At 37.4% G+C, this 22,279-nt stretch carries 18 protein-coding genes; 7 read left to right on the top strand and 11 right to left on the bottom strand.

Translation table 11 applies throughout. From position 1 onward, the window contains the following. Positions 1-53: 53 nt before the first annotated feature. Entirely contained in the window at positions 54-1,259 is a 1,206-nt protein-coding gene (locus FLUTA_RS07940; protein WP_013686346.1) for an HU domain-containing protein, read from the bottom strand. 98 nt (positions 1,260-1,357) lie between these two features. Here FLUTA_RS07940 and FLUTA_RS07935 point away from each other — a divergent pair, with 98 nt between their 5' ends. The 3 genes from FLUTA_RS07935 to FLUTA_RS07925 all read left to right on the top strand — a co-directional run bounded on the left by FLUTA_RS07935 (position 1,358) and on the right by FLUTA_RS07925 (position 7,397). After that, a complete protein-coding gene (locus FLUTA_RS07935) occupies positions 1,358-3,166 on the top strand; it encodes a T9SS type A sorting domain-containing protein (protein WP_013686345.1) in 1,809 nt (602 codons plus the stop codon). A 74-nt stretch (positions 3,167-3,240) separates the two neighbouring features. Continuing rightward, positions 3,241-5,499 (top strand): T9SS type A sorting domain-containing protein, encoded by a 2,259-nt coding sequence (locus tag FLUTA_RS07930; RefSeq protein ID WP_013686344.1) that lies wholly within the window; start codon positions 3,241-3,243, stop codon positions 5,497-5,499. Positions 5,500-5,591: 92 nt separating this feature from the next. Beyond that, positions 5,592-7,397 (top strand): T9SS type A sorting domain-containing protein, encoded by a 1,806-nt coding sequence (locus FLUTA_RS07925; RefSeq protein WP_013686343.1) that lies wholly within the window; start codon positions 5,592-5,594, stop codon positions 7,395-7,397. Positions 7,398-7,446: 49 nt separating this feature from the next. Here FLUTA_RS07925 and FLUTA_RS07920 read toward each other — a convergent pair whose 3' ends face one another. From FLUTA_RS07920 to FLUTA_RS07890, 7 genes are all read right to left on the bottom strand, one after another. Beyond that, entirely contained in the window at positions 7,447-8,913 is a 1,467-nt protein-coding gene (locus FLUTA_RS07920; protein WP_013686342.1) for an oligosaccharide flippase family protein, read from the bottom strand. Beyond that, complete coding sequence (locus FLUTA_RS07915) at positions 8,914-9,696, bottom strand: enoyl-CoA hydratase/isomerase family protein (RefSeq protein ID WP_013686341.1); 783 nt, start codon at positions 9,694-9,696, stop codon at positions 8,914-8,916. It lies immediately after the preceding gene. 69 nt (positions 9,697-9,765) lie between these two features. Next, positions 9,766-10,089 carry an ArsR/SmtB family transcription factor gene (locus FLUTA_RS20675; RefSeq protein WP_013686340.1) on the bottom strand — a complete coding sequence of 108 codons (324 nt, stop codon included), beginning with the start codon at positions 10,087-10,089 and terminating at the stop codon, positions 9,766-9,768. A gap of 105 nt (positions 10,090-10,194) precedes the next feature. Then, entirely contained in the window at positions 10,195-10,743 is a 549-nt protein-coding gene (gene hemJ / locus FLUTA_RS07905; protein ID WP_013686339.1) for a protoporphyrinogen oxidase HemJ, read from the bottom strand. Positions 10,744-10,814: 71 nt separating this feature from the next. Further along, positions 10,815-11,345 carry a hypothetical protein gene (locus FLUTA_RS07900; RefSeq protein ID WP_013686338.1) on the bottom strand — a complete coding sequence of 177 codons (531 nt, stop codon included), beginning with the start codon at positions 11,343-11,345 and terminating at the stop codon, positions 10,815-10,817. A gap of 76 nt (positions 11,346-11,421) precedes the next feature. Next, positions 11,422-12,189: a cyclase family protein gene (locus FLUTA_RS07895; protein ID WP_013686337.1), complete on the bottom strand. Its 768-nt coding sequence runs from the start codon at positions 12,187-12,189 to the stop codon at positions 11,422-11,424. A gap of 6 nt (positions 12,190-12,195) precedes the next feature. Beyond that, on the bottom strand, positions 12,196-12,999 hold the full coding sequence (locus FLUTA_RS07890; protein ID WP_013686336.1) for a M48 family metalloprotease: 804 nt from the start codon (positions 12,997-12,999) through the stop codon (positions 12,196-12,198). 139 nt (positions 13,000-13,138) lie between these two features. On the opposite strand from FLUTA_RS07890, the gene uvrC reads away from it, so the two are divergent. Then, a complete protein-coding gene (gene uvrC, locus FLUTA_RS07885; protein WP_013686335.1) occupies positions 13,139-14,929 on the top strand; it encodes an excinuclease ABC subunit UvrC in 1,791 nt (596 codons plus the stop codon). Here the strand turns inward: uvrC and FLUTA_RS07880 are convergent. Beyond that, the gene (locus tag FLUTA_RS07880; protein WP_013686334.1) at positions 14,926-15,603 is read right to left on the bottom strand and encodes a DUF4190 domain-containing protein; all 678 of its coding nucleotides are present in this window, start codon (positions 15,601-15,603) and stop codon (positions 14,926-14,928) included. The genes uvrC and FLUTA_RS07880 overlap by 4 nt on opposite strands. A 215-nt stretch (positions 15,604-15,818) precedes the next feature. Between FLUTA_RS07880 and dprA the strand changes: the two genes are divergently transcribed. The 3 genes from dprA (at position 15,819) to FLUTA_RS07865 (ending at position 18,670) form a co-directional block, all read left to right on the top strand. Further along, a complete protein-coding gene (gene dprA, locus FLUTA_RS07875) occupies positions 15,819-16,922 on the top strand; it encodes a DNA-processing protein DprA (RefSeq protein ID WP_013686333.1) in 1,104 nt (367 codons plus the stop codon). A 164-nt stretch (positions 16,923-17,086) separates the two neighbouring features. Further along, positions 17,087-18,283: a C1 family peptidase gene (locus FLUTA_RS07870; protein WP_013686332.1), complete on the top strand. Its 1,197-nt coding sequence runs from the start codon at positions 17,087-17,089 to the stop codon at positions 18,281-18,283. Between the two features lie 63 nt (positions 18,284-18,346). Continuing rightward, positions 18,347-18,670: a BlaI/MecI/CopY family transcriptional regulator gene (locus FLUTA_RS07865; RefSeq protein ID WP_013686331.1), complete on the top strand. Its 324-nt coding sequence runs from the start codon at positions 18,347-18,349 to the stop codon at positions 18,668-18,670. A 197-nt stretch (positions 18,671-18,867) separates the two neighbouring features. Here FLUTA_RS07865 and FLUTA_RS07860 read toward each other — a convergent pair whose 3' ends face one another. Both FLUTA_RS07860 and FLUTA_RS07855 read right to left on the bottom strand, forming a co-directional pair. After that, positions 18,868-20,994 (bottom strand): M43 family zinc metalloprotease, encoded by a 2,127-nt coding sequence (locus tag FLUTA_RS07860; RefSeq protein ID WP_013686330.1) that lies wholly within the window; start codon positions 20,992-20,994, stop codon positions 18,868-18,870. A 103-nt stretch (positions 20,995-21,097) separates the two neighbouring features. Further along, positions 21,098-22,174 (bottom strand): Fic family protein, encoded by a 1,077-nt coding sequence (locus FLUTA_RS07855; protein WP_013686329.1) that lies wholly within the window; start codon positions 22,172-22,174, stop codon positions 21,098-21,100. Between the last annotated feature and the right edge of the window lie 105 nt (positions 22,175-22,279).

Raw genomic sequence — 22,279 nt, 5'->3', positions numbered from 1 at the left:
GAGAGAGCTGCGCTTGCGCTTCCTTCATATCGAAAGCAATGCTTTCTCTTCTCTTATTTTAGAATCCAAGGAGTAATCCCTAAGCCTTTTAACTTTGGTTCCAATTGAGAAAACTGGGAAGCATTTCCAGCAGTAACCCGAATTTTTCCGTCTTTCTCAACGATTTGAGCAGTTATTCCATTTGTTTCTAACAACTGAATTAAATCTTCTGCATTTTTTTTAGCGGCATAACTTCCCACAATGATAACACCACCTTTTGAATTGTTCGACACTGGAACAATTGCTGGTGTGGGTTTCGGAGTTTCTTTCACTACCACTTCTGGAGTTTCAGGTGTTGATGCAACTTGAACGGTTGCAACTTCTTTCTGCTGCTTATTCAATGAAACAGGAACGTAAGTATCTTCATCCATTTCATACGAAAAGGTTTCTACGTTCTTTGGTAAATTTTCAAGTTGGTTCTTACTCGGCCGCTCTTTGAAACTATACGCGTTTTCTGGAGCTTGATATGTTCCTTGCTTTACTCTATGAAAAGGATTTAAATCAGAAAGTGAAATGACTCCAGATTCCAAAACATCCGTTTTAACAGGAAGCCAGAACGAATAAAATGCAATGGGTAACAAACATGCTGCAGCAACATAACGCCAAGCAGTTGATTTCTTTTTAGCTGCAATTGCAGGATGAAGAATTGACTCTTCTCGAACAACTTCCAATACTGGAACAATTGGTTCGTGATTCAATACGAACGAAGGTTCTGAAATAGGAGCAACTATCTTTTGTTCTATTTCAACCGCTTTAACAACATTCAAAATTGTTTGATGCGATTCTTTTGCTTGCGCATCAGATGCAGAAACAAAATGAACAGCACTCAGTCCAAAAGATTCTAATAGTAAATTGTAGAATCGATCTTGCTCAAAACATAAATTACGTTCTTGGTCATAAAACAGATTCCCAACACGATCGATAGTAATTCTTCCTCCTAGTTGAAGTTTTGCCTCCCATTCTAAAATGTGGGCTTGAACTTCGTGTGAAGCATCTGTATAAGAAATCGAATTTGCTTGAGACAATGCTGCAATCAACAATCCATCGTTGTTAATCAATTGCTTGTTAAACAACACCGATTTTCTAGGAGGAATCATCACTCCTTTCACTGGATCTATCTTTGCAGACATACGCTGTGCAACGAACCCTCCAAACGAAGGAATAATCACACAATTATTCTGCAATAATAAATCTCCTATGAGTTGTTCAACTGTCAGCATTACACAAAGTTACGAAAATCAATTTTTGTATACGTAATAAATGAAAAAGAGTTGCAGGATTAATTCTAATGATTTAGCTTTGAGCAAAATTGAAACTTATGAAACACCTTTACTCGCTTGTATTAGTGATTTTTGCATTAGCAAGTTCTAACCTAATTACAGCACAAATTATTCCGAATGTTACGTATACCAATGATAATACCATGACTTGTTCTGGAACAGCTTCAGCAGCTCCAACTGGTGGCGCAGGTGGATATACTTATACCTGGAGTAATGGTTCCACAAACAGTTCCATTAGTGGATTATGTGCTGGATCTTATTTTGTCATTATTCAAGATGCAAATCAAGATAGTGTCAGCTTCAACTTTACAATTACGAATCCGTGTTCAAATCTAACTGTTAATCTATCCACAACAAATTGCACTCCCGGAAATTGCGACGGAACTATTCAATTGACCGTAACAGGCGGAAGTGCTCCATATAGCTATAACTGGTCAAACGGCGCTGGTGCAACAGTACAGAACCAAACGTTTATTTGTGCCGGAACTTACAGCGTCATTTGTACAGATGTTAATGGCTGTACGACTAGTGCAACAGCAACAATAGCTGATTCTTCCATGCTATCTATCAATGCAAATATGATTTTGGTGGATGACACTAATGGATTCTGTTATGGTTCTGCCTCTGCTTTCCCAACTGGCGGTTCTGGGACTTATTCCTATCTTTGGAGTACTGGAGAAACTACCTATAATATTTCTAATCTTTGCGGGGGGAACTATTCCGTAACAATTTGGGATGGAACTGATTCAGTTACTGTTAACTTTACCATTCAAAGTTCACAGAATCCGTGTGCCAATTTCACAGGAACTACTTCAGCTGTTTTTGCTTCAAACCCTGTTAGCTGTGACGGATCAGCTTCTGTTATACCCGTCAACGGAACTGCTCCCTACAATTATCTTTGGTCAAATGGCTTAACCACTCAATCCATAGCTAACCTTTGTACAGGAACTTACACGGTAGCACTTGAGGATTCAAATGGCTGCGGAGTTACTCTAACTGTCTTCATTTATGATTCAATCGGAACGATCAGTAATCTTTCTGCAAATTTCAACTCAACCGATGATTATTCGGGCAATTGCGATGGTTTTGCTTCTATTACACCAACGGGAGGAATAGCTCCTTATAGTGTATTATGGAGTAATGGCCAGGGCGGAGGTTCCATCTCCAACCTTTGTGCAGGAATTTACTCAGTAACTATTTGGGATTCCGGATCAGATTCCACAACGGTAGATTTCATCATTGCGGATTCTTCTACAACTTATGGTAACAATCCGTTTCCAAACGTGACAATCAACGATACGTTGTATACAGACCTAGTTACCAACTGCATCATCGATTACAGTGTCATTGATTCGGCTTCACTCTACCAGGCAGTTTATGATTCGATCAACCAAAATTTATATGTTACCTGGGCGGTTTATTCTCCAACAGATACCGTTTATATCAGCGATACACTTGGTTTGGCAGGTTTACCTCCAGGATATCACGGTCTTACAATATCTGTTTATTGTCCAAACAAATCCGGAAATGATTTCTTTAAGATTGAAAGCGTGATCTATTTTGACGGATCAACAGTTTGGATGTCCACATTGAATGTCACTGAAAATGCCCTCAATAACATATCGATTTATCCGAATCCATTTACACATTCGATTTCGGTAGATAACAAAGACGGCGTCATCAAATCGATGAAACTGGTAGATTTGAACGGACGTGTTCTTTCAGAAGTGCCTTCTGTGAATTCAGGAATGGTGAAACTGGATCAATTGGATGCCATTTCATCTGGAACCTATTTATTGATCCTTTCCGGAGAAAATTCTTCCGGGACTTATAAGGTAATTAAATAACGATCTCTAGCGAAGCCTCGTCCACAAAAGTGAACGAGGTTTTCCGCAAAAAACCACCTCTCAAAATTAAAACGATGAAGCACCTTTACCTACTAGTACTTATTGTATGGACAAATTCATACCTAAGTACGGCACAAATTTCTCTTCCTATTAACAATTGTTCAAGTCCGGGAGCATGTGACGGATCTGCTACTTTTAACAATTCTGCAAACTTCAGTACCTCCACATGGGTTTGGTATGAAGATGATACAAGCACCATAATTGCATCTGGCGGCCAGCAAATTTCAAACTTATGCGCTGGACATTATTTCTTGGAGGTTGATTCCACTGGATATTCACAACTTGTTTCTTTTACAATAATCGATACTTGTTCGAGTATGAATATGACAATGTCCACCGCTTCAGTCACAGATTGTACTCCGGGAAATTGTGATGGTGAGATTTATATTTACGCATACTTAGGAACCTCTCCTTATACATATTATTTAGAGTCCGTTCTTGCGCCCTCTCCAATCATTTCTAATCTGTGTCCTGGAACTTATAATTTTTCTTGTATCGACGCAATGGGCTGTACTGCAACCTTAGCAGTTACTCTTTCAGATACTTCTCTCAGTGTCATCAGCCCGAATTTCACGGTTGTCGATTCCTCCGCCAATTGTACGGGTTCTGCTTCCTTAGCTCCAACAGGAGGGTCAGGTTCTTACACTTATCTTTGGAGCACAGGGGAAACTACCAGTTTTGTTTATATGCTTTGCGTGGGAAATTATTGGGTAACTATTTATGATGGTACAGACTCCGTTACTTTCAATTTCGAAATCCATGATGCCTGTACTTTTGGAGTTATTGTCTCTCAAACACCTGCATCAGCTCCCGGAGTTTGTGACGGTTCGGCCACAGCTACTGTCTTTGGAACCGGTGCTCCTTTTACATTCAACTGGAATAACGGAGCCAACACACAATCCATTTCTAACTTATGTTCCGGATTTTATACCGTTACTTGCACGAATGTATATGGCTGTATGACATCCGAAGTGGTTGTAGTTAATGCAACTCCGCCGCCGTTCTCAGTGAATCTCACAACTACAGGCGATCTTACTGGTAACTGCATAGGCGAAGCTCAGGTAGCTCCTACTGGTAGTTCAGGTCCATATTCTTACCTGTGGAGTACTGGTGAAACAACCTCTACAATTGGCAATCTTTGTGTTGGAAACTACCATGTAACCGTTTGGGATAACGCGGATACGATTACGACCAATTTTACCATTACGAATCCGTGTGCAAATTTTACCGGGAGTTTCACTACTACAGGAACAATCAACGGAAATTGCACCGGGACGATAACAGTTGCTGTTTCTGGAGGATTGCCAGGTTACCAATATTCATTAGATAATGGAGTTACATTTTCACCCCTTGCCACCTTTAACTCACTTTGTCCTGGAACATATGATTTCATTGGCATGGATGCAAATGGATGCATAATCGATCAACCAATTACGATTAGTGATTCCATCATTCTAATTAATCTTTTGGCGAATCTGACTTCAACAGACGATCTGACGAATAATTGCAGCGGTTCTGCTTCTGTTTCTCCTGGTGGAGGAATTGCTCCTTATACCATTGCATGGAGCAACGGATCTAATGGTGCTTCTGTTTCAAACCTGTGTGCGGGAATTTACTCGGTGACTATCTGGGATGCTGGAACAGATTCTACAACTGTAAATTTTGTCATTACAGATTCTGCTTCCACTTACAGCAACAATTCTTATCCGAACGGAACAATCAGTGATACTTTGTATACGGATTTGGTAATGAACTGTGTTATCGATTACAACACCGTCGATTCGGCAGCTTTGTACCAGGCGGTTTACAGTTCAAGCAGTCAAAGTTTGTATGTGACCTGGGCGATTTATTCCCCAACAGATACGGTTTATATCAATGACACACTTGCCTTCACTGGTAATCCGGGTTATTACAATTTGATGATTGCCATATATTGTCCAAACAAATCCGGAAATGATTTCTTTAAGATTGAAAGCGTGATCTATTTTGACGGATCAACAGTTTGGATGTCCACATTGAATGTCACTGAAAATGCCCTCAATAACATATCGATTTATCCGAATCCATTTACACATTCGATTTCGGTAGATAACAAAGACGGCGTCATCAAATCGATGAAACTGGTAGATTTGAACGGACGTGTTCTTTCAGAAATGCCTTCTGTGAATTCAGGAATGGTGAAACTGGATCAATTGGATGCCATTTCATCTGGAACCTATTTATTGATCCTTTCCGGAGAAAATTCTTCCGGGACTTATAAGGTAATTAAGTAAATTCTTTTGTGCCAAACGAAGGATCCCCACTTGTTTCATAAGTGGGGATTTTTATTGAAGGAAAATCACTAATTTTGGGCAAAATTCAATCTATGAAACACCTTTATTTGCTTGTTTTAACACTTATCGTTCTGACGAGTTCTCACCTAAGTACAGCACAAAACGTTACTACAGCAAACGCAACCAGTCAGTCAACCTGTGATGGAACAGCCAATTTTTCAGATTATTCTAGTTTCAGCTCGAACTGGACATGGACATGGGCATGGAACGATTCAACTGTTATCTCTTCAGGAGACACCATGATCACCGGCTTGTGTAGTTCCGGTTACATGCTGATATTGGATTCAATGGGAGTACAGATTTACGAAAACTTCACCATAACTAATCCTTGTTCACCTTTTACATATACCGCTTCCGTTACAAATTGTACTCCCTCAAATTGTGATGGTGCAATTTCTTTCACGCCAATTAATGGTACTGCTCCATACACTTATCAATGGTCAAACGGGGTCACCACCCAATCTCTATCTAATCTTTGTCCTGCTCTTTACGGTGTTAAATGCACGGATGCAGCCGGCTGTATCCTTTTTTACAACCCAGCAGTAGTAGATTCCACACAATTAACACCTATTGTTCCTCATTTAACCTCAGTAAATGATCTTACCAACAACAATTGCAACGGATCGGCTTCTCTATTACCAACTGGAGGAACAGCACCATATACTTATCAATGGGATATCGGTGTAACTACAAGTTTCGCAAATAATCTTTGTGCAGGAACCCATTCTGTCACTATCTGGGATGCTCTTTATAATGACACTACCATCAATTTTGTTATCCTAGACTGTGCTGGCTTTGTTTGGGGAGTTTCTCTAATAAACTGCACACCATATCCACAAGGTTCGTGTGATGGGGGAATTAATTTTACACCAATTGGTGGGACAGCACCTTACACCTATTTGTGGTCAAACGGTGATACAACCCAGAATTTAACGAATGCATGTCCTGGGCACTATTCAGTTTGGTGTACAGATGCTATCGGCTGTGCCAATGAACTTTCAAGTGGTGTTGGTCAGGATACGCTATATGCTTTATCAGCAAATCTGAATACTGCTGATGACTACATTTCAAATTGCTCAGGTTCTGCTTCCGTTTCACCAAGCGGAGGAAATACACCTTATGCTATACTATGGAGTAATGGTCAAATCAGTAATTCAATCTCAAATCTTTGTGCTGGAATTTACTCTGTAACAGTTTGGGATAATTTAAATGACTCAACAACTGTAGATTTTATCATTGCAGATTCTTCTTCCATTTATGGAAACAATCCCTATCCGAACGGTCTTATCAATGACACTTTGTATTCAAATCTAGTCACAAACTGTATCATCGATTACAACACAATTGACTCAGCTTCATTGTATCAAGCTGTTTATGATTCAATCAACCAGAACTTGTATGTTACTTGGGCCGTTTACACCCCAACGGATACAACATATATTCTTGACACACTTGGTTTGGCTGGAAGTCCAGGATATTATGCACTAACAATCTCTGTTTTCTGCCCGAACAAATCTGGAAATGATTTCTTCAAAATAAATGGTGTTCTTTACTTTAGTGGAACAAGCATTTCAACTCCGCTCCAACTCAAAGAAAATCCATTAGAATCCATTTCTATTTATCCAAATCCATTCAGTAATTCCATTTCTGTGGATAATAAAGATGGTGTGATTCTGTCAATGAAGTTGATTGATTTAAACGGAAGAGTGCTTTCGGAAATGCCTAATTTGAATTCAGGATTGATTGAATTGAACCAATTGGAATCTGTTTCTCATGGAACGTATTTGTTAATCCTTTCGGGAGAACGTATTTCTAAGACTTATAAAGTAATTAAGTAAGAACATCTTGCAACTTTTGAAACCCTTTCAGCTTTCGTTGAAGGGGTTTTTATTTTCTACGAAGCGTTGAAAGCTTGATTCCTTCCACTGAAAAAACAAGATATATGAATACCACGATCAACATGTTATTCATGAAAAACTTAATCAGGGAATGATCTCCATAAGGAATCTTAATCGACACAAAATAGATGAGAATACTCATTCCCAAGTAGAGGAAAAATTTGCGCAGGTTGTATTTAATCGGAAAGTGTTTTTGACCCCACAAATAGGAAACCACCATTTGAAATGCATAAACAATCAGTGTAGCCCAAGCACTTGCTTTATAACCATATTTGGGAATAAACAGGTAATTGATTCCTATCGTCAGAATTGCACCCATAATGGAAATGTACGCACCATATTTGGTTTGATTCGTGAGTTTATACCAGATACTTTGGTTGAAGTAAATTCCCAAAAAGACATTTGCCAACAACAAAATTGGCACAACATCTAGCCCTGCCCTAAAAACTTTGCTGGTAATAAAGTATTGGAAAATATCCAGATTCAGTGAGACGAGTAAAAAGACCAAGCAAACAGCAGCCACAAAATAATTCATCAATTTGACATACAATTTATTGCGGTCCTGATTCTTCATTTGGTTAAAGAAAAAGGGTTCGGCTGCATAACGGTATGCTTGTAATAAAATCGTTACTAGCATGGCTAGTTTGTAGCAAGCACTATAAATACCAATTTCTGCATCCGCCATTTTTGCAGTAAAGCCATTGGCGGGATCGTAAAGCATTTGCTTCAACATGATTCGGTCAATGGTTTCATTGATTATTCCTGCAAATCCTGCAATTACAATCGGAATGGCATAAACACTCATCTTCCTGAATAATACAGCGTCAAATTTGAAGCTTATTGCTGTGAAGTCTTTGTAAAGCATCACGGGTTTGACCAAGCTTGAGAGCAGATTTGCAATCAAAATATAAATCACTCCTGAGCTTGGATCTTGCTTATCGAAGAAGCAGCTCAACAAAACAAGATTCAATAAGATATTTACGCCAATCGCCGAAAATTGGATGAGTGCAAACTTTTTGGCGTTTTCTTCCGCTCTGAGTTTTGCTAGGGGTAAGCTGGATGTTGCGTCAATTACTACAATTGCACACATCATTACGATATACTCCGGGTTTTCATGAAACAGCATCTTATCAGCTATTCCGTTATCGAAAAAACAGATTCCTATGAAAAAGAGCAGATTTAAAAGAATAACCGTCAAAAAACTATTCCGGAAAACCTGTTCCCGATTTTCACTATCCTGAATGAAACGGAAATAAGATGTTTCCATTCCAAAGGTAAGCAACACCATCAAAAAAGCTACGAAGGCATATAACTGAGAAACAACACCATATACATCCGGATTGTCTTCAAAAATCCAAACGTAGAATGGTACCAATAAGTAGTTTAGAGTTCTCCCAAGAATACTTGACAACCCATAAACAGCAGTTTGCCCTAATAGTTTTTTAAGTGGATTCAATTATGCTCTGAAGTTAGGTTTTCTTTTTTCGATAAATGCTCCCGTACCTTCTTTGAAATCAGCAGTTCCGAAACATTTGCCAAATTCCTCTACTTCCGTATCAAATCCTTTTTGTCCACCTTCCGAATACAAAGCATTTACAGCACGAATCGCAGAAGCAATAGCTGTACCTGAGTTTTTCAAAATCTTAGCTGCCAATTCGTTTGCCAAATCCATTATTTCTTCTGGCTCACAAACATGGTTTACCAATCCCCAATTTTTTGCTTCTTCTGCAGAAATCATTCCAGCTGTAAAAATTAGTTCATTCGCTTTTCCACGTCCAACCAATTGAGCCAAACGCTGCGTTCCACCATAACCAGGAATTACTCCTAAGGAAACTTCTGGAAGACCCATTTTTGCATTTGCAGAAGCGATGCGGATGTGTGATGCCATTGCTAATTCCAATCCCCCACCCAATGCAAATCCGTTTACTGCAGCGATAACTGGAGTGGTCATGTTCTCAATAAAGGAAAACAACAACTGCTGTCCTTGAGCAGCCAACTCGCGACCTTTTTCTACTGAAAAATCTGCAAACTCTTTGATGTCAGCACCAGCAACAAACGCTTTTTCACCAGAACCAGTAAGGATTACCACACCTGTTTCAGCATCTTGATTTGCTGCATTTAATGCATCATTCAGCTCGGTAATCGTTTGCTTATTCAATGCGTTTAATTGATTCGGGCGATTGATTGTAATTGTTTGGGTATGTCCGTTTTGGGACACCAAGATATTTTCGTATGTCATTTTAAAGTCTTTTTGTAAAGTTATTCACTTATTTTCGAATTGGTGCTTTTTTGATGTAATTCCGCAATATTACGTCATCGGCTGACAATTACAAAAAATCTGGGCTATTTCGATAAACAGATCTCGAGCTCTTGGATTTAGAAAATAATAGTGATCATTCGACCAATCATCATACCTTTCAAAGACTACTCCAGCATTAATAAGTTCATTCAGATGCTGACTAATTGTAGAACGTGAAAGTTTCGTCAATCGAACAAATTCCCTACATTTTCCTCGTGGATAATGATTTAGATATTCAACGATTGAAATTCGAGCTGGATGTCCTAATGCTTTAGTATAACCTGCGTAATCAAGCTGTATTCTTGTATATTGTTCCTTTTTTGTTGATCCCATGTTTTCCGTTTCTTATTTAATTTAGAAAAAAATGTGATTTATAAAAAGTGGTTTTCAACAAAAATGAAAAATATTTTTTGACGTAATTCCGCAATATTACGTCATTCAATTCTTTCGCAACTTCTTATACAGTTTAATCCCCAACATCAACGCAATCCCAACTCCAAAGAATCCAATCACTCCGCCAAGCCATCCCAAACTCGTTTTCATAATCACCAGAAAAACAATCGCAACCAAGAGCAAAGTTGCCACTTCATTCCAAATACGCAAATGACCCGAAGTCCATTTGGAAGAACCATTTTTCAAGCGATTCATGATTCCTTGAGAAATAAAATGATACACCAACAAAATTGCAACGAAGGTTAGCTTGATATGCATCCAAGGCATTTTTAATAATCCAGGATTAGCAATGAGCATCAATGTTCCAAAAACAACTGTAAGGATCATTGCGGGAGTTGTGATGATCACCCACAACCGATTTTGCATAATATTAAACTGTGCTTGCAAAATTCGCTTTTCTTCATCAGGCTTTGTGTTTGCTTCTGTATGATAAATAAATAATCTAACCATATAAAATAGTCCAGCAAACCAACTCACCACGAAAATGATGTGAAGTGCTTTCCAAACGGCATAATTTTCAAGCAAAAATTCCATTACTACAAAGTTAAAAAAGAAACGGGAACACAAATTGTGTTCCCGTTCTCAAATAAATTTATTCGTTCAAATTAAACTTTCATTCCTTTTACAACGCGGTCTTTTCGTTTTGTTTTTTGAAGTTTCTTGATACGAACTTGCAAAAACGCACTGCTTCCACCTGATGAAATAGTATATGTTTCATTTCCATATTCCATCGTTCCACCATTATTTTTCCAATCAGCTACCAAGTAGTATTTTCCACTTGTTTGAGTAACGCGAGTAGCAAACTTAATGACTTTACCCGATCCGATTTCAAAACGAACAATCACTTCATTGTTTGGTCCAATCTTTTCGAAAATACCTCTAGTATTCGTAGGAATAATAACACGGTTTTGAGTTTTAGATGAATTAACCACCAATTCTCCAGATGTTCCTGTTCCTTGGTTCCCAGAAGATTGATTTTTTTCCAAAATAATATTCGAAGAAGTATAAAACTGAACCTTCGTCATGTTTTCTGGCGTTAAATCAAAATCTTGTTTTACCTGATCCGTGTAAGGTATTTTTTGAGCACAACTTGCAACTAGGAAAGTTAAAACCGCAAAAGCAAAAATTCGTTTCATGTTTTATTATTTTATCAATCTGTGACACCAAAAATAACGCCACTTTTTTTAATTTCTATAACAAATATACTCTTTTTTAATCCTCCGCATTTCTATGTAGAGGAAACAAAAGTGGTCTGCTGGGTGTTGCATCATTGACAAAGGGAGCTGTTTGTAAATTCAACATGTATTCTCCATCCATCACTTCGTCAGCAACAAAAACAAGTTCTGTAATTGTGCGGTCAAAACGCTCTTGATTGGGAACACCCCAAAATCCATGATGAAAACCCAAGATTCCACCATCTTTTTCACGATCAACTGAAGGTGTATCAATCAACAAGTGAAGCACTCCTAATTCATCCAACAAAGGCAAAATATCTACATCACAATACGCTGGATTCGTATCAGAATAATTCAAATTCATTTTCCCCAAATCATTCGGAAGTGTACGAATAATAAGCGCTTCGACCTGAAATCCACTAACTAGTTCCGAGAGTACTTTTGCGGTAATCACTCTATCAATAGATCCATCCTCATTCATGCGAATTTCTGGTGAAACAGTAACTAACAATGATCTATACAACAACTTGTCAATAACGCCATTTACAGAATGTACATCTGGGGTAATATGTCCCAAGCACTCCGTGTGAGTTCCATGACTATGAGGATTAAATTGAATAGAGCGAAAATTCACGCTCCCGCCTTCAGCAACTGCACCCACCCAACCATTCTCGCGAACGGGTTCAATAACTGGAGCTGAAACGTACCAGGCTCGCACATTGTCTTCACTTCCTTCTAATGGAAGAGAACAATCTATTCCTTCATTAACCAATATGTAACTTCCGTCACCAAGAAATAACTGCATAAAATTTTAAGGTAATTTTGCGATAATTCGCTTGTACTCAGAAGTAAAATCATTTACTCCTTGACAAGCCATTTCAATTTTGTAATTTTTGAATGCTTCAATGCGATTTTCTGGATTTGGATGTGTGCTTAAAAATTGGGGTTGACGAGAACCTCCAGCTGCAGCAATTTTTTCAAAGAATCCTGCTCCACCATCCGCTTGATAAACTGTTGGACACAAGTAAGTCACTGAGGCTTTGTCAGCTTCTGATTCATGATTACGAGAAAATTTCAAACCAACCAATCCCGCAGTAATTTGTGCCAATTGTTGCTGATTCCCCGCAATGATTGAAAGTAGTGTCTGAACTCCGTACATCTGCGTCATTTGACGAGTAGAATGACGTAAGTCTGCATGTGCAATTTCATGTCCCAAAACTCCAGCCAATTGAGCTTCATTATCTAAATACTTCATGATTCCTGTATAAACATAGATATATCCACCAGGCGTACAAAAAGCATTCAACGTGCTGTCATCATGAATGATACGCAACCTCCAAGCAAACTCACTCTTATATTTTACCTGACCAGAATTCAAAATCGTATTTCGAATCTTGTACAAGTATTGATAAATCTCTTTATTTGATGCGGAATCTAAAAGTGGGTACTCTTTTGGATTTCCATCGATTTCTGCAGCTACTTGTGCCCCAAGCTGACGATCTTGATCTACTGGAAAAAGATTAATTTTTGAGGCCAGGTTTTTAGATCCATTACAATTTACTAAAGCAGTTGCTGAAGCAATTAAGAATACAGAAAAAACAATTATTCTCTTCATAGATTGACATTTTTACAAAAATAGACTAATTCCCAAAACTTTGGTCCCAAAGAACTTTTTTCCTTTCGATTATTTAAACAAACTAACAACTGGTGATTTTCCACTTCTTGATTAACTTTACATAGTGGATGATAAAAAAATGGATATTGGATTAAAACTGAAAACACTTCCTGAAAAACCAGGCGTGTACCAGTATTTCGATAAAAATGGAACCATTTTGTATGTTGGGAAAGCAAAAAACCTAAAAAAACGGGTTTCCTCCTATTTCAATAAAAATCACGATCACGCAAAAACGCAAATTCTTGTTCGGAAAATTGCTGATATTCAATACATCGTCGTTGATACGGAAATGGATGCTTTGTTGTTGGAAAATAACCTCATCAAGAAATACCTTCCAAAATACAATATTCAATTAAAAGACGACAAAACCTATCCCTGGATTTGTATCAAAAAAGAACCTTTTCCTCGCGTATTCTCAACGCGGTTACTTGTAAAAGACGGCTCTAAATACTTTGGTCCATATCCGAGTGGAAGAATCATGCATGCATTGCTGGATTTGATTCGAGATTTGTTTCCCTTGAGAACTTGCGCACTCGATTTAGCTACAAACAAAATTGAAAAAGGAAATTACAAAGTGTGCTTAGAGTACCACATTGGAAAATGCAAAGGTCCTTGTGAGGAGAAGCAAACGGCACAAGTTTACAATGGAATGATTGACCAAATTGAAGGAATTTTGAAAGGGAATATTTATACTGTTATTCAGAATTTAAAACAATTAATGCTACAAGCTTCCGCTGATTTCAGATTTGAAGAGGCGCACGATATAAAAACCCGGATTGAGTTACTTGAAAAGTATAAAGCGAAATCTACCGTTGTTTCCCCTACTATTCATCAGGTCGACGTTGTCTCAATGGTGGAAGATAACGACACCGTTTTTGTGAATTACTTAGTCATCAATCATGGAGCAATTATTCACGGAATAACGGTTGAAGTAAAGCGAAAATTAGACGAAACACAGCAAGACATTATCACTTTTGTGCTTCCTGAATTGCGGGAGCGATTTCAAAGCAATGCGACTGAAATTTTAGTGGAAGCAGACGTAGATTGGGAGATGGAAGGCGTTCGTTTCTTTGCCCCGCAGCGAGGAGATAAAAAAGCATTGATTGACCTATCCTTGCGAAATGCGAAGTTTTACCGATTGGAAAAAATCAAACAAGAGAAAATAAAAGATCCTGAAAAACACACCAATCGCATTTTGGAAACCATGAAAACTGATCTGCGTTTGAAAGAACTACCCGCTCACATTGAATGTTTCGATAACTCGAATATTCAAGGAACGAATCCGGTTTCTGCCTGTGTCGTTTTCAAAGACGCGAAACCGAGTAAGAAAGATTACCGCCACTTCAATGTTCAAACGGTTGAAGGCCCGGATGATTTTGCAACCATGCGTGAAGCTGTTTACAGAAGATATCGTCGGCTTTTGGAAGAAGAACAGCCTTTGCCACAATTAATCATTATTGATGGTGGCAAAGGACAATTGAGCGCAGCATTAGAAGCTTTGGAGAAATTAGATTTACGTGGGAAAATTGCCATCATCGGCATCGCAAAACGCCTGGAAGAATTATTTTATCCGGGAGATAGTTTGCCTCTGTATCTCGATAAGCGTTCTGAAACATTGAAAGTGATTCAGCATCTACGCAACGAAGCCCACCGTTTTGGAATTACCCATCACCGAAATCGTAGAAGTAAAAGCGCACTGAGCAATGAACTGGAAGAAATTCCAGGAATCGGAGAGAAAACGGTTCAGGATTTAATCAAAGCTTTCAAATCCGTGAAACGTGTGAAAGAACAAAGTGAAGAAAGTTTGGCGGCTATTGTTGGAAAAGCAAAAGCGCAAATCATTCGTTCGTTCTTCAACAGCAATAGCTAATAGAGTAAGTACGCTAGTAAAAAAAACAATCCTAAAACCCCAACAACTATTGATCCAGCAATAATCGTAAACAAGGCAAAGAATTTTGTTAATCTTCGTTTTTTATACTTTTCTGGATGTTTTTTTACTGAAACCAATGCAATAATTCCAAGGATTAATCCAATAAATGCAAACCCTCCAACTCCAAAAATGAAAAAAATATTTACCATCATTAGCCCAATACATGCAACACCAAGTGTTAATACTCCCATTATTGCCCAAGTCAAAGGGTGAATTTTTGGCTCTTCATCCTCCATATCCCATCTATCATCAGGTCTTGGATTTAGTTTATCTGCGATTTTTTCTAATTTTTTTTCAAGGAGTTTTTTTAGGATTCTCGGTTTCTCTTGCTTTTTTACTGGTTCTTGTTGCTCAATTGATTCAATAACAGGTCGGATTTCTTGAGCTGATTCATTCGAAATAACTTGAATGGTGTCTTTTTGAGATCCTGTTTCAGCGGGCGATATTTCTTCTGATGAGACTATTTTTTCTGAAGAATTTGTTTCTGCTGTTCGGTGTTTCTGATTCCATTCTATGTAATACCCTTTTCCAAAATGGCGTTTTGTAACCGTACAAGAACAAAAAACAACTGCAATGGAAAATAATAGAATGAAGAGTTTAGTTAGATCTTTCATAGCTTAAATTTTTGTAAAGGAATAAATACTCCTAAAAAGAGTTGTTGCGATATTCCGTACACGTTATTTAGAATGTATGGGTTTTAACTTTGAGCGAAGAGGAACTATTGGTCATTTTTGGGTGGAATACATGAATTTGGATGGAAAAAAGTAAAATTCGGGCTTGCATTGTAATGCTGTTTTTTCTTATATTCAAGAGTCTAAAGGTCTAAAAATTGAATTTTACAACTATTCATCATCAAATTGCACTTACTTTTTTAAGTGGCATCGGAAGTCGAAGAGCTCGGGTAATCGTCTCTCATTTCAACGATTTAGAAGCATTTTTTTCAGAGAAAAGGTTAAATCTTTCCAAAATTCCAGGGATTCCAGCTGATTTCGTGTCATTAAAATTGAGATTAAATGCTTTAATGGAAGCTGATAAAGTTCTCCACGAACTGGAACGCATTGGAGGAACAACTTTGTTTTTCACCGAAAAGGAATATCCTAGAAGGCTCAAACAATGCAGCGATGCCCCACTTTTGATTTACAGCAAAGGAAACATTGATTGGAATCCTCCAAAAATAATTTCCGTCGTAGGAACCCGCCATGCAACAGATTATGGGAAAGCCCTGACTCAAGAATTAATTGATGGTTTAGCTGCACATCATGTAACAGTTGTAAGCGGAATGGCTTATGGAATTGATGTTTTTGCACATCAAGAAGCGCTAAAAAAGGGTTTGCCAACTTGGGGGGTTTTGGGTCATGGCTTGGCGAAAATGTATCCAAGTGAACACCGGAAAATTGCAGAAAGAATGTTGGAAAACGGAGGGTTAATTAGTGAATTTATTCCCTCACAAAAACCAGAGCCCGCTCATTTTCCAATGCGCAACAGAATAGTCGCTGGATTAAGTGATGCAACAATCGTAATAGAAAGTGGTGAAAAAGGCGGATCATTGATAACAGCCAGTTTGGCTGCCGATTATAACCGAGATGTCTTTGCGTATCCTGGCGACATTCATCGTCCATTTTCTAAAGGTTGTTTGAATCTCATTCGAAAAAACCAAGCTGCATTGACGCGCAACTCGGAAGATATTATAGAAGCCATGAATTGGCACTTGAAAGAAAAAAATCCAGTTCAGCAGCGTTCATTATTCATTGAATTAAATCCAAGAGAAGAAAAAATTGTTTCCGTGATGCAAACCAAAACAGAACTAACATTGGATACCATTGGTTATTTATCATCACTAACGGTCAGCGAGGTTTCAAGCGATTTGTTGAGTTTGGAATTCAAGGGTTTAGTCCGTTCACTTCCAGGTAGACGTTTTCAACTAATAACCTGAGTTCGATTTAAAAGGAATAGCCCAGCCATTCCTTCACTGTTTTTATTAAAGTATAAGAATATACAGACATTCTAAACAAAATTTTAAATCGAACTCAGCTTAATACATTAATAAACAAGTCTAATTGCTGTTAAATTTCTATTTTAGGGCCATAAACTAGAAAAATGAGAAAACATCTTTTATTTGGAGCCTTGGCTTTAAGTACCCAAATTACATTTGCTCAAACAGTAACAAATGCCCCAGAGAGTAAATACGAATTCACGAAAGTCGTACAATTAGATGCTACACCTGTAGAAAGTCAAGGAATGACTGGAACTTGTTGGAGCTTCTCCTCTTTATCTTTCTTTGAAAGTGAATTGATTCGGTTAGGACACAAAAATCCTGCAGAATTATCTGAAATGTATATCGTTCGTAAAGCGTATGAAGCAAAGGCCGATCGTTTCATCCGTATGGATGGAAAAATCAACTTTTCTGAAGGTGGTGCATTTCACGATATTCCTTATGTGATTAAACGTTATGGAATTGTTCCAAGAAGCGTTTACACCGGATTGACGAATGGGAAAACAACTTACAACCACGAAGAATTGTTCGCTGTATTGAATAGTTTTATGCAAACAGTTCTTGCAGAAGTTCAAAAAGGAAAAGGAATTGGAACAGAATGGAAAAAAGCATTTTCTTCTCTTCTAGATGCTTATTTGGGACCAGATATTACCGAATTTACTTTAGACGGTAAAAAGTATACTCCTGTTAGCTATGCAGCATCACTAGGTTTAAAAATGAACGATTATGTATCCATCACTTCATTTAGCAATGATCCATTTTACGAATCTTGTGAAATTGCAATTCCAGACAACTGGGCTTGGGGAGATAGTTACAATGTTCCATTAGAAGATTTAGTTTCGGTAGCCGAGAATGCATTGAAAAATGGATATACTTTGGCTTGGGGAGCAGACGTTTCTGAGAAAGGATTTAACTTCCGTCAAGGAATTGCTATTTACCCAGAAGATGAGTCAACGATTCAAATTCGTGGAAAAGACAATAAATCTTTCAATGATGCTGGAGCAGCAAAAACATCGAATGCGTTTTTAGAACCTGTGAAAGAATTGGTGATTACTCAAGAGAAAAGACAAGAAGAGTACGATGGGAAAACAACAACAGATGATCATGGAATGCACATCGTTGGACTTTACAAAGATCAAAATGGAACACGTTATTTTCTAGTAAAGAACTCATGGGGAACAGACAATTTACCACAAGGATTTTTGTATGTATCTGAGAACTATTTTCGCATGAAAACCATCAATATTTACTTAGATAAAAACGGTTTAGCAAAAGAGCTAAAAAATAAACTAAAAATCTAATTAAACTTTTGGAAGTAAAATCTTTTTTTGTTAGGTTTGCAACTTACCGCAATTTAAAATAACATGGAAAGACTAACACCCGCAGAAGAAAAAGTCATGTTACGCCTTTGGAAACTCGAAAAATCAACAGTTAAAGAAATTGTTGATTTGTATCCAAATCCCAAACCAGCGTACAATACTGTTTCAACAATTGTAAGAATTTTAGAACGTAAAAAATTCATCAAACACAAGCCAATGGGAAGAGGGTACATCTACCTTCCGAAAATTAGCCGTGATCAGTACCGCGATTATTTAGCGGATTACATTTTGAAGGATTACTTTGATGGAAGCAGAAACGAAATCGTTTCATTCTACAACAGTACTGCTTCTTTGAGTGAGATTTTATAAGAATAATTGAATTAAAAAGTAACCTCGGTCCCGTATTTCGGAATCGAGGTTTTTTATTGATTTAGGATTCATGTATGAGAGTATTTTTTATTCCTTGAAGGAATGAATCAGCTACAAAGCTTCTGAATTTGGTTGCATGTTCGCGATATTGCGAACAGCCCTTTAAATTTCTACATTTCAGCGTGTTTTTGAGTTGCCTATTCAAGAATCAATCGAGTCAAAAACTTAGATCCGTTTTGCGTAACCTCTACCAAATAACATCCAGATTTCAAATCCGTGCTCAATTGTACTTCGCTTTCTGAAGAACCATCAGACAATTCTTTTTGGAAAACCAATTTTCCTTGCATGTCGCTAATCAGTAATTGAGAAGTTGAATTTGGCAAGCCAGAAATTGTGATTATTCCACCTTTTTGAGAAGGATTAGGATAAATTCCAATTCCAGACAATTCACTATCAGAAATTCCCAAAACACCATCAATTACAAAATTGTCGACATAGAAATTATTCGAATAGTTGGAAGCCACGAACTCAAACTTGAACCTTGTTTTGTTGTCTGTTGAAATTCCAGTAAAAGGAAAAGAAATCGTTCTCCATTGATTTTGAGCAGGAATAAAATTGGCGTTTTGAGGGACAAAAGCTGTAATTAATGCTGTATCTGCAATTGTTTTTTTCAAAACCCAGGTTTTTCCGCAGTCTCGTGAATAATATACTTTCAATACTTCGGTTGCCGCAGAATCAGGAATAACTGCTGAACCGTATGCATAATCGAATGAAATGGTTATTGACGTTGAATTGGATAAGTCAAAAGCTGGTGAAATAAGATTGTCCTTACTTAATTGTGTTTGAAGGATAGACGTCGAATAACAAAGATTTGTAGTATCTGGTTCATACCGATTCCCCAATAAAAAGCATCCTGAATTTTGAGTTCCATGATTTCCAATTCGTTGGAAATACCCATTGTCTTCATTGAGATTCTGACTCAACCAAAAATCTCCCGAAACATTAAAGTCTTGAACCATTGGTCCAATAAAATCAGGCCAGCTATCACTCGCATAAACTATGGAAGAATGACTCGTGGTACTTGAACCGTTGGCATTAGTTGCAGTTAAAGTTACGTCGTAAAACCCTGGGCTTCCATAATTCACTGTTGGATTTGAAAGTGTTGAACTTGCAGGTACTGCTCCTGAAAATGACCATAAATAAGTAGTTCCTGCAGGCTGCCCATTTTGAATATTAAAGGAAACATTGTTTCCAGAACAAATCAATGCCTGATAAAGTGGGACACCGCCAGAAGTATTAGTTTGAAAAGAAAAATCAGAGCTTGGAGGCACAATTGAACTTATTACAGAGCCAGGACCTGTTCCTGTAGCCACTAAATTTGAAGCCGACCATAAGTGGGCTCTGCCATAAATTGGGCTTTCAGCCACACTGCGCATTAAGGCAACTTGACCTTTCGTGAACATCCGACTGCAATAATTAGCCGCTAAAAAATTTTGCTCCATGTCTGGAACATCATATCCCCAATAGTTGAAACTTTCTGAATATAGTGAATCATTACAAGTGTTTAAATTATTAAAGCAAGAATATGCTTCTGAAGTATGCGGTGTGTCTTCAATTCCATCAGAATAACCACAATCATTGGTGCCAAAAGGAGCATTTGTGTTTTCCATCAAATGATACAACCCAAAAAAATGCCCCATTTCATGAGTCAAAAAATGAATCATTTGACTATTTCCAGTTCCTATTGACCCTAAATAACTATTCAACATCATAATTCCATCTGCGCATGGGTCTGGGCCAAGAGATAACGGATTGTGGGTTAATCCGCTAATTGGCTCTTCAAAACTTCTAACTACCCAAATATTGATGTATTTCGAAGGATCCCACCCATATATTTTAGAGTTTTCCTTTGCTCCAGTTGTTAAAGGAGTTAAAATTCGAGTTATTCCGTTTGTTGGATTTCCATTTGGATCAATCGTTGCAAGCCTAAATTCAAAATTGACTTTGCCAATAAGTGTGTCAAAAGGACTTACAACAGATATCGTATCTGCATTCAACTTTTGAAAATCTGCATTTAAGTATGTCATTGCTTCATAAATCTGTGCTTCACTGATATTCTCGGACCCATTTTGATGAAGCACATGAAACACAACCGGGAAAATTTTCAGATCCGTGGATTTCTGAGAATGTGTTAAAAGTGACTTAATCTGTTTAAGTGATTCGGTAGTTGGATTTGGGTGGTTGCAATTCAAATGGATTTCTTGTCCAAAAGCATTCATTGAAACCAATATTCCCAATGCACAAGTGAAAAGAAGTGATTTCATGTTCGCAGTGTTAAAGTTTTGGCAAGCTAGGTCAAATTTTCGAATCAATTAGTAATTATTGATTTAAGCGGGTAAATTGTTGAGGGAAGGAAATTAGTGATCCTCAATCCATCGCAAATAACAAGTTCATCAACTGAGTGTTTATATAATAGTTTGATTTACCAAGTTTATGTTTGATTAATAAACCATCCTCTGCTAGTTGATTCAAATAGCTTGAAGCCGTAACCCTGCTAATACTCAAATCGGTCATCAAGAATTCAATTTTCGTATACGGTTGTTTGAATAAGTGATTTAGTAATTCTTGACTGTAAAATTTGTAATTATCTCTTAACTGAACTTTCACTTTTTGCATTAATTCTTTAATGCTCACAATTAAGGTGATTGTATTCTTTGCCACTTGTTCTACTGAATCAATCATAAATAAAATCCATTCCTCCCAATTCTCTATTTCTCGTACTTCTTGAAGGAGTCTATAGTAATCATTTTTGTGTTTGATAATATATCTGCTGAGATATAATATCGGTAGATCAAGCAATCCATTTAAAACCAAATACAGAATGTTAATTATACGTCCTGTCCTCCCATTTCCATCATAAAATGGATGAATACTTTCAAATTGAAAATGGATTACTGCCATTTTAATAATCGGATCGATATCGGATTGCTGTTGATCATTGATATAAATCTCTAAGTTGGTCATCAAATTTTTAATAACTTCAGCATGCTGAGGCGGTTCATAAACAATTTCACCTGTTTTTTGATTTTTCAGACTTGTTCCAGGTTGTTTTCTTAAGCCGGCATTGTTTTGTTCAAGCACTTCCTGAATCTCTAGAATCGAATTAACGGTTAATAATTCTGTTTTCTTTACAATGGCAAATCCTTTTTTGAGTGCTGCAATATAGTTTTGAACCTCTTTACTTTGAGCAGAGATTGCTTCCCCAACCTCCAATGAACTTTTATATAACTCATCATGAGTGGTAACGATGTTTTCTATTTCTGAACTGTCTTTGGCTTCTTGTAATGCTAATGTATTGATCAAGATTTCCTGTTGGGGAATACTCTGAGCAATTCCTTTTAATTCAGCAAGTGCACGATGCGCGCCTGTTAACTTTTTTAATATTGCTTTTGTTTCTAAATCAATTGTGTGAGGCAAATTTGTTGGATGCCAATTTGTTATCATAATATTGAGTGTTTTATATAAAGATATCTTCATTTTCTTTACACGAAACAAAAACGTGTAAAGATTTTCCTGTTTTCTTTACATGAAACAAAAACGTGTAAAGAT

Origin of the sequence: Fluviicola taffensis DSM 16823 (assembly GCF_000194605.1) — a bacterium.
Taxonomy (GTDB): Bacteria; Bacteroidota; Bacteroidia; order Flavobacteriales_D; family Crocinitomicaceae; genus Fluviicola; species Fluviicola taffensis.
The sequence above is the reverse complement of the archived record's forward strand: the minus strand, read 5'-3'. Positions and strand labels throughout refer to the sequence as shown.